Below are 13,246 nucleotides of genomic sequence, written 5' to 3' on the forward strand. Positions count from 1 at the left end.
ACGGGGGATCAGCGCCCCTGAATTAAAAAGAAGCAGTCCGCCGGGAGCGGGTGCTTCTTTTTGTTTGGAGGTATGTTGTTTATGTTCCTGAGAGCACGAGTGCTTCCTCCAGGGTGGATGAAATTCGATGTTCGGTTTCAATACCGGAAAGCCGGGTAATCGTACGGCCTTCCTTTTTGACAACGAGCATAGGGAGAGAAGCCCCTTCAATATCTTCGACTTTGTGGGAGTCTGTGGTCGTTTGTTTGAATTGCAGGCGGTTTTGGTCCTGATGCTCTAATTTCCAATTCAGAAGGGCGCTCATGTAGTTTTCAGCCTTTTCCTCCTGATCTGGATTCGTGTAGAGGTATAAATCATAATCATCAGGAGATGTAGAAAGGACCTGGACTTCTTCAGACTGACCGATACAGCCCATTAATAGGAGAAGGACGGTGAAGATCATAAGTTTGTTTGTTTGCATGCAGCTTCTCTCCCTTATCTGAGTTCATGTTCAGTTTAACAGATGAAGAAGATGGATCCCGGGTTGTTATGGATTTGTCACAGGAATGAAAGCCTGGTGTTTTATAATGAAAAGAGATGTTAAAGAGGGGAGGTTATCAGGGAGAGTAGGATTGGATATAAAAATGCCCGGGTATTTTACCCGGGCATTTTTATTGAGCTTATCGTTTTTTCTTAAGGTCGACTTTCTTCGCTTCTTCCTGGAACGTTTTCAACAGGGAGAAACAGATGAGAATTAAAATGAATGTGAACGGGAAGGCTGCGATAATGGCAGCTGTTTGAAGGGCTCCCAATCCACCCTGCCACAGCAGCACAGCAGCAGCTCCTGCCTGAATGATTCCCCAAGTAAATTTCACCTGGTTTTTAGGATTCAGGCTTCCATTTGTCGTCTGCATACCAAGAACGAAGGTTGCAGAGTCGGCAGATGTGATAAAGAATGTGCTGATTAACAGCAGTCCGATGACACTCATGACAGCTCCGAGCGGAATGTGCTCGAGCATGGAGAATAGAGCAACTTCTGTACCAAGTTCATTAACGTCAGAGATGATATCTATACCGTCAAAGTATTCAAGAGAAATTGCTGTTCCGCCGAATACGGAGAACCAAAGGGCACCGAAGATCGTTGGAACGAGCAGGACACCAAGAATGAACTCACGGATGGTACGGCCGCGGGATACACGGGCAATGAATGTACCTACGAATGGTGCCCATGAAATCCACCATGCCCAGTAGAAGATCGTCCAGCCCTGAACCCAGGAATTATCCTCAGCAAAAGGCGTCAGACGGAAACTCATATAAGGAAGGTCACGGACATAAGAACCGAATGTCGTCGTGAAGTAATCCATAATAAAGTTCGTAGGACCTGCAAACAGTAGGAAAACCATTAATGTAATCGCTAGTACGATGTTTGTATTACTCAGGTATTTAATCCCCTTGTTCAATCCTGTCATAGCAGAAACCATGAACAATACGGTAACAGCACAAATGATGATCAGCTGCAGTGTAAACGTATCCTCAAGTCCATCGATGACAAATGCAAGACCACTTGAAATCTGCAGGGCACCAAGTCCGAGTGATGTAGCGACACCAAAGATTGTGGCAAATACAGCGATAAAGTCCACGATTGTACCGATTGGACCTTTTACTCTCTTCTCGCCTAATACCGGTGTAAGAGCCGCACTGATAACACCAGGGGCATCTTTTCTGAACTTAAAGTAGGCAAGGGCAAGAGCAAGTACAGCATAAATGGCCCAAGGGTGGAGTCCCCAGTGGAAGAAGGAATATTTCATGGCAGCCTGGGCTGCTTCTTCACTCATAGCCTCCTGTCCTGGAAGTGGCGGCGTGTGGAAGTGGGAAAGTGGCTCCGCAGCTCCCCAGAATACAAGGCCGATCCCCATACCTGCACTAAACAGCATCGCAAACCATGTAATGTATGGATATTCCGGCTCGTCGTCAGGCTTACCAAGCTTCAGCTTTCCGAATTTAGAAAAGACGAGGAAGATGGCAAAGATTAAGAAGCCTGTAGCAGATAATAGATAAAACCATCCGAATTTATCGGTTAGAAATCCCTGAATTGTAGATGTAACGTTGCTTAAGTTCCACGTGGGAAGGGTGGATTCAGGAATAACACCCCATCCAATGAATAATAGTGCAGCGACAACAGAGATATAAAACACTTTCGTCACTTGATTCATGAAGAAAATCCCTCCTATTAAGTATTATGTTTGATTCCCCTCATAAAAATCAGGTCTAAAAGTAGCACCTTTTCACGACATGCATCTGTTTTTCTGACAAATTTTGCAATTCTTCCAGAACATCGTGAAAACAAAGCATTTCGTAGATTAAAATGGTTTGAGGGGGTAAGTGATGCCTGTACCCGGTCTGTTTCACGACATGTTCTTCTTTCCATTTCCAAAATGCTTCATCCAATTGATGCACCATATTGAATTGTTTCTCCCTGATCGAATGAGCCGGGTCAAGCAGTACATTGACATATTCATCCGTCAGTTCGAGAAGCAGATTTTTTTCGCTTTCCGTAAAATCAGAGGCTTTTGTCTGGACATACTGCAGGTTCCCCAAATGATAGGCAATCTGCTGAAAAGCGGCAAGCTTTCGCTGTGAAAGCTGAAAAGAAACCATCTCTTCGTCGGTATGACGATGGTACTTCCACTCCTCACGCTGATACCGTGACAGCTGGTTCGTTGTTTCCAGATGGGCAGTGAGTTGTCGGTATGACCGCTGAATCCCACGGGATTTCTCTTTAGAATCTGCCGTTACATTCTCGATTATACGCCTTAAGAGCAGACCAGCTTGATTATACAGACCATTGATGTTTTTGTAAATCGTGGGGGAATAGTTGGGTGGAAGCAGGAAAAAATTCACAAATGTCGATATGATGATCCCAATGGATGTAGTACCCAATCTTGTGAAAAACGAAACAAAATACTGGTCCTGAAAATCGGGAATCATAGCTGTAGCTGTGATCGTGGCCACCAAAATCCCATCATCAAGCTTTAATTTGTGGCAGACGGCAATCGTAGCCATGGCGACCAGTGCGAATGTCAGCGCACCTTTACCGAATAATCCATAAAAGGCAGTTGCAAGTAAAGCCCCGATTGCTGATGCAGGAAACCGGACCGCTGCCTTCTTAATGGAATCTGCTGCCGTATGCTCGATGGTCACTATAGCTGTAATAACAGCAAAGATGATCGGCAAATTAAAAAAACCGCATATTAATGCAGTCAAAAAGACAGAGATTCCCGTTTTCAACGTCCGGCTTCCTAAAATCTTAAATTTCTTCAATGTATGAAGCATAACCATCACCCATATGTCGTGTCTTCTGACCACGGTTCCTTATTATATAATAAATTACCCAAAAACGATAGAAAAAATGTCGGATAATCTATTATAATGATAAAAGTGGAAATACATAACAGTGGAGGGTCAAAAATGAAACGATGGTTTAGTGCGTTCCTGCTTATGCTTGTATTCCTGGCTGCCTGTGGCGGCAACGAGGGAACATCAGGGGCAGAAGAAGATCAGACAGCGTCAGATGAACCGGCTGCTGAGCAGCAGGAAAAGGACAGTACGGAGTCGTCAGAAAACCCTGAAGAAGGGGAAAAGGCAGAAGAAGAAACGCAGCAAGCGTCAGATGAGGAAGAGGCTGCGCAGGAAGCTTTCGTGCAGAAAGAGGCTCAATATGAAATGACAGACACCTGGTCTTTCCAGCCGATTGCAGATGCTGATCCGAAGGTGGCTTTATTAACGATTGATGATATACCTGATGAACATGCCATGGAGATGGCTGAAACTTTGAAAGAGAAAGGTGCCCCCGCCATTTTCTTTGTAAATGGACACTTTTTAGACACTCCGGATGAAGAACTGGCAGAAAAGAGAAAGCAGTGGGTGAAGGACATTCATGACATGGGCTTCCCAATCGGAAACCATACTTATTCCCATAAGGATCTTAAAACAATGTCCGAGGAGGAACAGCGGGAGGAAATCCTGACAGTAAGTGACCAGATTGAAGAAATTACCGGGGAACGGCCGGTGTTTTACCGTTCGCCGTTTGGCTCGAATACAGACTATGTCAAGCAGCTCGTAAAGGAAGAGGGCATGCTGCTGATGAACTGGACGTATGGCTATGATTGGGAACAGGAATACCAAAATGCGTCATCGCTCGCTGATATAATGGTTAATACACCATTGCTGGCCAACGGCGCAAACTTGCTTATGCACGACCGTGACTGGACGAATAAAGCTCTCGGGGATATCGTAGATGGATTGAGGGATAAAGGATATACCCTGCTTGATCCAGCGCTTATTCAAACCCCTTAAATAATGACCATCACTTAAAAAAAGGAAGCCGCCCGGCTTCCTTTTTCTTTTATTCTTTTTTGAAGAACAGGATCATATAATGGTAGGTGGGCGACTTATTAGTATGACATATATTTTAAAAAGTTATACTAAAAGGGTTGATTTTCACAATAAGCCATATTAAAATAAAAATACATTGAAAACGATTACAAAAATGAAGGGGTGGATATGAATGGGAACAATCGTATGTCAAGACTGTCAAAAGGTGATTGAGCATTACGAAAACGAGAAGGTTTCTACTTTATACAGCACATGCCCGACATGCACGGATACCGAAAAATAAACCTGAAAAAAGCCGGACGCTGTGATGCGTCCGGCTTTTTTAGGTTTACTTGAAGGCTTTCTGCTCACGGATGACTCGGATTGTTTCTAAGGTATCATCAACGGGTCCCTGGACAGGGAGTCCTGCCTCCACGTTTTCATAAATGTAATCAATGTTATCGGCGGTAATGATTTCTCCAGGGATGAAAATAGGGATTCCCGGGGGATAGACCATCACAAACTCGGCACTGATTCTGCCTGCTGCCTTTTTCAAAGGAACCGTCTCGGTGGTGGAGTAGAACGCCTCTCTTGGAGAGAGCGCAAGAACAGGGATGTCAGGAACTTTTACAGAAACGGGTGTTACTTCGGCCTCGGTCCGGCACAGATCTGTTAAATGATGCAGCGCTTGTACAAGTTTTTCGACTTCCTGCAGGCTGTCGCCTGAAGTGATGATACAAAGAATATTGTAAAGGTCGGAAAGTTCCACCTCAATGCTGTAATTCTCCCTTAACCACACTTCAACATCGTAACCGGTCATGCCGAGATTTTTCACTGAAATAATCAGTTTGGTCGGGTCATAGTCGATCGTTGCGCTGGACGATAAAATATCAGCACCTGGACAGAAAATGGCTGGAATTTGATTGAGCTTTTCACGTGCGCGATCGGCCAGCAGAATAGCATTTTCCATCAGTTGATGTCCATGAATGGCAAGATGACGCCTTGCTGTATCCAGGGAGGCCAGCAGAATATAGGAGGTCGATGTCGTATGAAGCATCGACAATACAGCCTGTACACGCTCATGAGACACAAGCCCTTCTCTTACATTCAAAACAGAGCTCTGCGTTAAGGACCCGCCCAGCTTGTGGACGCTGGTGGAAGCCATATCCGCTCCGGCCTCCATAGCGGACATAGGCAGACGCTCATGGAAGTGTATATGCACACCGTGAGCCTCATCGACGAGGACGGGTATATCGAAGCTGTGGGCAATATCCACAATTCCTTTTAAATCAGCCGACACACCGAAATACGTCGGATTGATAACGAGCAGGCCCTTAGCATCCGGATGTGCCTCACAGGCCTTCTTCACGGCGTCAGTCGTAATGCCGTGGGAAATGCCAAATCGTTCATCCAGTTCCGGATGGATAAAAACAGGCTTGGCCCCGGAAAAAATGATGGCAGTGGTTACCGACTTGTGCACGTTTCTTGGAACAATGATTTTGTCGCCCGGCTGGCAGACACTAAGTATCATCGTCATAATGGCTCCTGAGGTCCCTTGAACAGAAAAGAACGTGTAGTCGGCTCCAAAAGCCTCTGCTGCAAGCTCCTGTGCCTCTTTGATCATGCCTTGTGGATGATGGAGATCATCCAATGGCTGTATGTTAATTAAATCAATCGATAATGCATTTTCACCGATAAAGGAACGGAATTCCTCGTCCATTCCACGTCCGCCTTTATGACCGGGGATGTGAAATTGTACGGGATTACGCTCCCGGTGTTTTTTCAACCCTGTAAACAGGGGGGTTTCATGTTGATTCATGTATGGGAACACCTCTTTATAATAGCAAAGCAAATGAATTATAGCAGAGTCCAGAACCTTGCGCCAGTCTTTTATGTCTCCTTTTTCCAATCGTGCTAAACTAGAAGTATGGAGGTGGAGCAAATGAAATGGAATACACGAGTGACGGAACTTTTGGACATTACATACCCGGTCATACAGGGAGGGCTGGCCTATCTGGCCTATTCGAACCTGGCCGCCGCTGTTTCGAATGCCGGCGGGCTTGGTCAGCTGACAGCTATGAGCATGGAGGGACCCGCACACTTGAAAAAAGAAATTAAGCTGGTCCGGGAAAAAACCAACCGGCCGTTCGGGGTCAATTTTGCGATCGGCCAGCACGGGCGCCCTTTTGAAAAAATGGTGCAGACAGCCGTGGATGAGCAGGTGCCCGTGGTTTCTGTTACTGGAGGGAATCCACAAGGTGTTTTGGAAGCGCTTAAAGGTACCGGCATTAAAACGCTCGTCCTTGTTGCTGCGCGGAGGCAGGCGGTAAAAGCTCAGGAGCTTGGGGCGGATGCTGTGATGGTGGTCGGTCATGAAGGGGGAGGCCACCTCGGGCGTGATGATGTGGGGACGCTCGTCCTTACTCCACAGGTCGTCGATGCCGTCGATATTCCGGTTATTGCTTCCGGGGGAATTGGAGACGGCCGGGGTTTAATGGCTGCGTTGTCCCTTGGTGCGGAAGGAGTGGAAATGGGAACACGTTTTATTGCTACAAAAGAGTGCACCCATGCGCACCCCGCCTACCAGGACGCCCTGATTAAAGCAGATGAAACGTCAACGACCGTCATTAAAAGAAGTTTAAAAGCTCCGGCCCGGGCCTTGAAAAATGACTGGACAACTCGTATTTTAGAATTGGAGCAGGAAAATGCCGGCTATGACGGTCTCCGCTCCTATATCAGCGGGGATGCGAATAAAACATTTATATACAAAGGACAGGCCGGTCAAGGCTTTGGATGGGCCGGACAGATTGCCTCCCGCATCCATGATGTCCCAACGGTCGAAGAACTCTTTGACCGGGTGATCAAGGAAGCGGAGGATATCCGCACCCGCTGGTCCTGATGAAGGAGGAAAAAAGATGAGTTATACTTATCCAATTGATGAAATCCACTGGTCAAAGGAAGAGATCATCGATGTTGTGAATTTCTACAGTATCGTTGAACAAGCGTATGAGCAGGGAGTGAAGCGGGACGACCTGCTGCTGGCTTATACACGGTTTAAACAGATTGTGCCATCGAAGAGTGAAGAAAAAACACTCTGCGGGCAGTTTGAAAAAGATTCCGGATATTCCTGTTACCGTACCGTGAAGCAGGCGCGCAGTCTCTCAGAGGGTGACCGATTGAAAATGTAAAGAAAAAAGAGACACACGTCAGACGTGTGTCTCTTACTTTTCTTCCAGTTGTTTCGTAAAACGATACAAAGGCTCCAGCGTCTGGAATGTCTCCCGGCAGAATTCAATGAATGCCTCAGGATCCTTCAATCGGTCATCTCCACGCTGAAGCTGACGTCCACAAAGGATCTCTGCTTTCTTGACGGTTTTCAACCGTTCCGTCATTTTGGAGAATGTCTCGTCGTCCACATCGCTGTGAGGGGCCGCTTCGGGCTTCGTATGATCGACAGACCACACAAAATCCTCTGGAATGTGCGAAAGGATATCCTCTTTATTTTCTTCCAGCTTGGAAGCGAAGTCTACTTTGATTGGACTTTCATAAATGACGGCAAACCATACAAATACGTGGGTTTCCCACAAGCCGATCTGGAAGTGGGGAAGTTTTTTATAGCCGCGTTTACTGGAGGCAAGAGCGGCCCACGTATCGTTTGGCGGATTGGTTTTGCGACGGGCATGCCTGGCGACGTGGACAAACATTTCATCGCCTGTCATAGCTGTAACATCCGCTGAAAGTTCCTGTGCTGCCGCTTCAAGTTTAGGGGAGATCCTTTCCCGCAGAGCTTCCATTCGATTTTCCAGTCCGGGAATGGAAAATACGTCAAAGTCTTCTTGTTTAAAACCTGTAAAAGTCGTCAAACTATCATCTCCTACCATTTCTTCCATAATAGTTTAACACAATTCGACAAAGTTACTAAGGGATGTGTTTGACTGGTTTGAAGGCGTGAAAAATGGGTTACATATAAGTAATCTAAATGAAACTTCTGTCGTTAAAGCCACATATATATAAGGTAAGGATTTAAAAGGGAGGGATTGCAATGAAACATGTAATGGAAGCGTTGCGTAAGAGAGAAGCTGAAGAGAAGCTCCCGGTAATCCGTATGGAGATTGATTATGAACTGGTCACCCTGCATGATGCCATGATTGCAGGAGACGCCGAGCAGATGTCAAAGACAAAAAGGCGTCTGACTGAACTTCGTAAACAATTGATTGAATGGTCGATCTAGAACCAGGCAGCGATAGAGTTGCCTGTTTTTTTTGTGTTCCTTCCCTGTAAAGGGGTGAATCCTGTACCGCGGGACTCCCTCTACCAATGGCAGGAAGCGTGAAAGATTTGTGATGGAAGGGGATCAAGCATGCATTTGTTGCCTGCATTTGGTACGATTAAAGGTGAGACTGATAAAAGGGGTACGATGCTATGGATCAACAGACAAAGAATGAAGTGTTCGATCAAGCTAAAGCATGGATACTGGAAGCGGGCGAGCGGATCAAATCAAAGATTGATGCCCCCCGATCCATTGAAACAAAATCCAATCCGAATGACCTTGTAACAGAAATGGATCAGCAGACGGAACAATTTTTCGCAGAGAAAATTAAAAATGCCTACCCGGATCATTATCTGCTTGGAGAAGAAGGTTTTGGGGATGAACTGGAAGACATCGGAGGGACCGTCTGGATTGTGGACCCTATTGACGGCACGATGAACTTCGTCCACCAAAAACGCAATTTCGCTATATCCATCGGCATTTACGTAGATGGTATAGGGGAAATCGGCTTTATTTATAACGTCATGGAAGGGACTCTTTACACAGCGAAACGAGGGGAAGGGGCATGGAAAAACGATGTGCAGCTTCCACAGCTTAGCAAAGACCGTCCGTTAAAGCAGTCGATTCTCGCTTTGAATACAACCTGGCTCATTCCTGAAAACCCATTTATAGAACATAAAGGGGTGGAGGAGCTTGTGAAGACGCTTAGAAGCACGCGTTCTTACGGGTCTGCCGCTCTTGAACTTGCATTCGTGGCTGAAGGTATTCTCGATGGATATTTAACGATGACGCTGATGCCGTGGGATTATGCAGCAGGTAGTATCCTCGTCCGCGAAGTAGGTGGAATCGTTACCCGTGCAGACAAAGAAGAACTGGATTTATTAAATAAAACAACCGTGCTTGCCTGCCGGTCCAACATTCATGATGAAATCATCAATGATTATGTACAACTGAAAAGATAGAACAAAAGCGACCTTGGGAAAAGGTCGCTTGTTTTGTGTGCGGATGAATTAATCGGCATGAACTTCATCCCGTCTTCTTTTGCGGCGGAGACCGACGCTCATGAGAGCAAAGCCGGAGAAGAAGAGGAGTCCGGCCAGCCAGAACAAATTCTGGCCGATGGCGAATCCGACAAAAACGAAACTTAAAATGACAAGAACAGCAAGCATTGCATTGTTCACCATAATTTTTGAATCACCTCTATTCGATACCAGTATATCGGATTTGAACACGGATGAAAATGGTTTCACGGGTAGCAACCCAGTCTCTTTTCTAGTAATATAGAGAAAAGGACAGGATCTCTTGAGGAGGAACATCATGCAGGATACATCGACACTTCCAGTACCGACGGATTTATGGCCGGTGGCCGACTTTTTCTTCCGCGGGCTTGGAAGCGAAGTGAACTTAAATGATGAAAGCGAAGTAACGATGTTGTTTCGCTCATTTATGCTGTTATACTTAACGACTGTCATTTTAACGGTCATTACCTTCAAACTGGGATTTGCAAAGAAGCTCCCTTTGCTGAAGACCATTGTTGTTTATGCCGTCCTTATTATCGGTACATTCGTGTTGACGTTGATTCTGGGACTGAATCTGCCCGTACCAGAAAGTCTGCTTGCAGCCGCATTAATTCTTGGTATATACAGGGTGAGACTGCACAGGGAGCGTTCGGCCAGGCATCAGGGAGAATCGTAAAACGGGAAAAACCCGGCTTCATTCATAAGCCGGGTTTTTTATCGTTAACTTAAATGTTTTTCTCTTTTACGCTCGCGGTGGAATTTGAAATCACCGGTGGCCAGTCTTTTTTTCGTATTTTCAGCTATCCGCTCATGACATGGCTGACACATATACGTGTTGATCCTCCGGTTTCTTAACCGTTTCGCCTGAAGACAGTAGCTGTCTATTTTTTCAATATGATCACAAATTACGCATTGGACACGCATATACTCACCTCTATTTACTTAGTACGGTTGCCTCTAGTGTAACACATGTGAAAATTTAGAAATAGATGGAGTTTCCACGTTTTAACGGAACTGGGTTTGGGAACTGTTATTATAGAAGTCATGGAAAGGATGATAATAGTGAGAAAACGCTGGATGGTTACAGCAGCAGGCGCCGTGGCCGGCGGGGTGGCTGCCTATTTTCTTAAAGACGGTGACAACAGACAGAAAGTGAAGGACAAGGCAGGTTCCCTTCAAAGCCGCCTGAAAAAAGGTGACGATATGCCGATCGAAGAAGCGGGCAAACCGGAAACCGCTGACTTGGAAAACTCTAAAATGGTAAATGAGGGATCCCAGTTCGGAGTTCAGTACTATAATGAACTGACGGAAAAAGAAAGAGAAATTTTGGAAAAAAGTAACAGCTAAATCCTTTTTAGGATTTAGCTGTTTTTCTGTACTAATCCGAATGCGATTGTTCCTTCTCTATTTGATCCAGCTGCTTCTGTTCTTTTTCCGGAATGGAGTCCTGGCTGCCATTGGACTCCGGTTCTTCATTTATAGGACCTTCAGGCATGTACCGGGCAATAATCTGACTGAGTTCATCGGTCAAGGCCCCGATTGGGTGTCCTTGAGAGGCTTTGTCCCCGATCCCCCTGAGGCGTTCGACGACATCAGCATCCGCAAATACGGCGGCCTGCTTTCCGTAAGGATCATTTTTCAGCGCTTCAGCAACTGAATATTTAATAACACCAACTCTGGACCGGTCGAGGTCTTTGTCTACATCAATGCCGACCGCTACATAATCACCGAGGACGACAGCAGTCGCATCATGGACATCCGGAACTTGTACAGCCAGCCCGGCTAAATGCTCGGCTGCTTCTTCACTTGTCAGTGTCTTTTTCTCAATGGGATCGGAATCAGATACGTATTTGTACTTTGGATCGCTCTGCTTTTCTTCCAGGAGGGATTGTTCATTATCACCCTGCTGACAGGCACTCAGAAGTAGGAAAACAGCTATCAATAGGAACTTGTTCAAAGGAAACCACCACTTTTTTTTACTTATAGTCTGTGTCTGAGGAGAGATAATATACAAAAAGGACAGCTGCAGGCAGCCGTCCTTCGTCTTTACTGAAAGATGATTTTCTTTATTCCTTTGACAGGAGTTTCGCGGTTGGATCCATCACCGAAGTATAGGTGAACAGGTCCCTCCGTTTGTAAAGGTTTTCCGTTTTCAGCAAATAAAAGCAGGGCATCTTTCAAATCATCGGCATGGATGATTTCTTCTCCCTGATCAGAAACGAGCGCCGCTTTTTTCGAATCCGCGGAAGGCTCACTGGTTTGCAGGAAAGGGAGAAGGGGCATTAGGAAAGTGCCGTTCATAATTCTCTGTTTTTCGTACCGGTTGATGCTTTTATTTACAGGTGGATTCAGTTTCTGCTGGTAAACTTCTCTGTCGAAGCGGAGGGATTTCCGTTTCATTTCATCTTCCTCCTCAGGGGAGGTTTCCGGGGATCCCCCTTCAAATGCTTCAGTAAATGTTAATTTGCGGTCATCAAAAATCCATACGGTGGGGTCTAAAGTAATCGGGAATTTTACTTTTCCAGTTAGTTGAACAATCATGGCTGAAGCCACCTTTCAAAATAGTAAGAATCATCCATCCAAAATCATAGCAGATAATGAATTCGATTTCATTAAAGGAGGCTCTTTTCTTTGATTAAAGATATTTCCGAACAAGTATTAAATGAGTGGCTTGAAAATGTCCGTCCCTACGCCTATGATGGCCAGGTGGCCGATTATATCCCTGCACTGGGAAGACAGAATCCTGAAGACCTGGCCGTTGCCATCCATTACCAGGACGGGGACACGGTAGAAGCGGGACAGACAGAAGTCCGGTTTACGCTTCAAAGCATATCAAAAGTCATCTCCCTGGCCCTGGCGCTAATGGACAATGGGGAGGAGTATGTGTTCGACAGAGTGGGAATGGAGCCGACTGGAGATCCGTTCCACTCCATTTACAGACTGGAGCAGATCCCCTCCAAGCCGTTGAATCCGATGATCAATGCCGGAGCTCTTGCTGTGACCAATATGATTCACGGGGCGACACCTGATGAAAAAGTAGGCCGTCTATTGAGCTTTGTTCATGATTTAACCGATGATCACAGCATCCGCTACAACGAAGAAGTGGCAAGTTCAGAATTCGAAACGGCCTTTTTGAACCGTTCTCTGTTGTTTTATATGAAACAGCACCAAATCGTGACCGGCAGTGTAGAGGAAACGCTCGATGCTTATACAAAACAATGTGCGATTGAAGTCAACGTCTGTCAGCTTGCACGGATCGGGGCTCTGCTTGCCAATGAAGGGCGGGACATTTCTTCGGGACGCCGGATCATTCCGAAACATCTTGCCCGTATCTGTAAAACTTTTATGGTCACATGCGGGATGTACGATGCTTCCGGGTCCTTTGCCATTAAAGTTGGAATTCCTGCCAAAAGCGGTGTCTCCGGATCGGTGCTGGCTTCTCTGAATAATTTCGGAGGAATAGCTGTCTATGGTCCAAGCCTGGATGAAAAAGGAAACAGCGTCATAGGTTTGAAGCTTCTGGAAACATTGTCCAATCGATATGACCTCTCCATCTTCTAGGCGGCGTCCATTCCAATGTTGCAATTTTCACGCCGAAACGATA

At 45.9% G+C, this 13,246-nt stretch carries 18 protein-coding genes; 9 read left to right on the forward strand and 9 right to left on the reverse strand.

Translation table 11 applies throughout. The features are described from left to right. Nucleotides 1-79 precede the first annotated feature (79 nt). The 3 genes from ACXAD6_RS07670 to ACXAD6_RS07680 all read right to left on the reverse strand — a co-directional run bounded on the left by ACXAD6_RS07670 (nt 80) and on the right by ACXAD6_RS07680 (nt 3,318). On the reverse strand, nt 80-460 hold the full coding sequence (locus ACXAD6_RS07670; protein WP_474968379.1) for a hypothetical protein: 381 nt from the start codon (nt 458-460) through the stop codon (nt 80-82). 199 nt (nt 461-659) lie between these two features. After that, entirely contained in the window at nt 660-2,192 is a 1,533-nt protein-coding gene (locus tag ACXAD6_RS07675) for a glycine betaine uptake BCCT transporter (RefSeq protein WP_474968380.1), read from the reverse strand. Between the two features lie 55 nt (nt 2,193-2,247). Continuing rightward, nucleotides 2,248-3,318 carry an FUSC family protein gene (locus ACXAD6_RS07680; protein WP_474970382.1) on the reverse strand — a complete coding sequence of 357 codons (1,071 nt, stop codon included), beginning with the start codon at nt 3,316-3,318 and terminating at the stop codon, nt 2,248-2,250. Nucleotides 3,319-3,447: 129 nt separating this feature from the next. On the opposite strand from ACXAD6_RS07680, the gene ACXAD6_RS07685 reads away from it, so the two are divergent. Next, a complete protein-coding gene (locus tag ACXAD6_RS07685; RefSeq protein WP_474968381.1) occupies nt 3,448-4,335 on the forward strand; it encodes a polysaccharide deacetylase family protein in 888 nt (295 codons plus the stop codon). Between the two features lie 211 nt (nt 4,336-4,546). Beyond that, nucleotides 4,547-4,657, forward strand: a complete 111-nt coding sequence (locus ACXAD6_RS07690) for a GapA-binding peptide SR1P (RefSeq protein ID WP_084162990.1) — start codon at nt 4,547-4,549, stop codon at nt 4,655-4,657. Nucleotides 4,658-4,702: 45 nt separating this feature from the next. On the opposite strand, the gene ACXAD6_RS07695 is transcribed toward ACXAD6_RS07690, so the two are convergent. Then, a complete protein-coding gene (locus ACXAD6_RS07695) occupies nt 4,703-6,172 on the reverse strand; it encodes an aminotransferase class I/II-fold pyridoxal phosphate-dependent enzyme (protein WP_474968382.1) in 1,470 nt (489 codons plus the stop codon). A gap of 108 nt (nt 6,173-6,280) precedes the next feature. Here ACXAD6_RS07695 and ACXAD6_RS07700 point away from each other — a divergent pair, with 108 nt between their 5' ends. Beyond that, nucleotides 6,281-7,252 carry an NAD(P)H-dependent flavin oxidoreductase gene (locus tag ACXAD6_RS07700; protein WP_474968383.1) on the forward strand — a complete coding sequence of 324 codons (972 nt, stop codon included), beginning with the start codon at nt 6,281-6,283 and terminating at the stop codon, nt 7,250-7,252. Nucleotides 7,253-7,268: 16 nt separating this feature from the next. Then, the gene (locus ACXAD6_RS07705; RefSeq protein ID WP_474968384.1) at nt 7,269-7,541 is read left to right on the forward strand and encodes a UPF0223 family protein; all 273 of its coding nucleotides are present in this window, start codon (nt 7,269-7,271) and stop codon (nt 7,539-7,541) included. 33 nt (nt 7,542-7,574) lie between these two features. Here ACXAD6_RS07705 and ACXAD6_RS07710 read toward each other — a convergent pair whose 3' ends face one another. Then, on the reverse strand, nt 7,575-8,216 hold the full coding sequence (locus ACXAD6_RS07710; protein ID WP_474968385.1) for a YktB family protein: 642 nt from the start codon (nt 8,214-8,216) through the stop codon (nt 7,575-7,577). 179 nt (nt 8,217-8,395) lie between these two features. Here ACXAD6_RS07710 and ACXAD6_RS07715 point away from each other — a divergent pair, with 179 nt between their 5' ends. Together ACXAD6_RS07715 and ACXAD6_RS07720 are read left to right on the forward strand one after the other, a co-directional pair. After that, nucleotides 8,396-8,584, forward strand: a complete 189-nt coding sequence (locus tag ACXAD6_RS07715; protein ID WP_474968386.1) for a hypothetical protein — start codon at nt 8,396-8,398, stop codon at nt 8,582-8,584. A 191-nt stretch (nt 8,585-8,775) separates the two neighbouring features. Then, nucleotides 8,776-9,585, forward strand: a complete 810-nt coding sequence (locus ACXAD6_RS07720; RefSeq protein WP_474968387.1) for an inositol monophosphatase family protein — start codon at nt 8,776-8,778, stop codon at nt 9,583-9,585. 48 nt (nt 9,586-9,633) lie between these two features. On the opposite strand, the gene ACXAD6_RS07725 is transcribed toward ACXAD6_RS07720, so the two are convergent. Continuing rightward, a complete protein-coding gene (locus ACXAD6_RS07725; protein ID WP_474968388.1) occupies nt 9,634-9,807 on the reverse strand; it encodes a DUF5325 family protein in 174 nt (57 codons plus the stop codon). A 133-nt stretch (nt 9,808-9,940) separates the two neighbouring features. On the opposite strand from ACXAD6_RS07725, the gene ACXAD6_RS07730 reads away from it, so the two are divergent. Further along, a complete protein-coding gene (locus ACXAD6_RS07730; protein WP_474968389.1) occupies nt 9,941-10,318 on the forward strand; it encodes a YlaH-like family protein in 378 nt (125 codons plus the stop codon). A gap of 44 nt (nt 10,319-10,362) precedes the next feature. On the opposite strand, the gene ACXAD6_RS07735 is transcribed toward ACXAD6_RS07730, so the two are convergent. Next, a complete protein-coding gene (locus ACXAD6_RS07735; RefSeq protein WP_084162991.1) occupies nt 10,363-10,566 on the reverse strand; it encodes a YlaI family protein in 204 nt (67 codons plus the stop codon). A gap of 129 nt (nt 10,567-10,695) precedes the next feature. Between ACXAD6_RS07735 and ACXAD6_RS07740 the strand changes: the two genes are divergently transcribed. After that, nucleotides 10,696-10,989 carry a hypothetical protein gene (locus ACXAD6_RS07740; protein WP_474968390.1) on the forward strand — a complete coding sequence of 98 codons (294 nt, stop codon included), beginning with the start codon at nt 10,696-10,698 and terminating at the stop codon, nt 10,987-10,989. 31 nt (nt 10,990-11,020) lie between these two features. On the opposite strand, the gene ACXAD6_RS07745 is transcribed toward ACXAD6_RS07740, so the two are convergent. Both ACXAD6_RS07745 and ACXAD6_RS07750 read right to left on the reverse strand, forming a co-directional pair. Continuing rightward, nucleotides 11,021-11,599 (reverse strand): YhcN/YlaJ family sporulation lipoprotein, encoded by a 579-nt coding sequence (locus ACXAD6_RS07745; RefSeq protein ID WP_474968391.1) that lies wholly within the window; start codon nt 11,597-11,599, stop codon nt 11,021-11,023. Between the two features lie 89 nt (nt 11,600-11,688). Then, nucleotides 11,689-12,183 (reverse strand): hypothetical protein, encoded by a 495-nt coding sequence (locus ACXAD6_RS07750; RefSeq protein ID WP_474968392.1) that lies wholly within the window; start codon nt 12,181-12,183, stop codon nt 11,689-11,691. Between the two features lie 90 nt (nt 12,184-12,273). On the opposite strand from ACXAD6_RS07750, the gene glsA reads away from it, so the two are divergent. Further along, nucleotides 12,274-13,203 carry a glutaminase A gene (glsA, locus tag ACXAD6_RS07755; RefSeq protein ID WP_474968393.1) on the forward strand — a complete coding sequence of 310 codons (930 nt, stop codon included), beginning with the start codon at nt 12,274-12,276 and terminating at the stop codon, nt 13,201-13,203. The last annotated feature ends 43 nt before the right edge of the window (nt 13,204-13,246 follow it).

Source organism: Halobacillus sp. ABH2_015 (genome assembly GCF_056158945.1).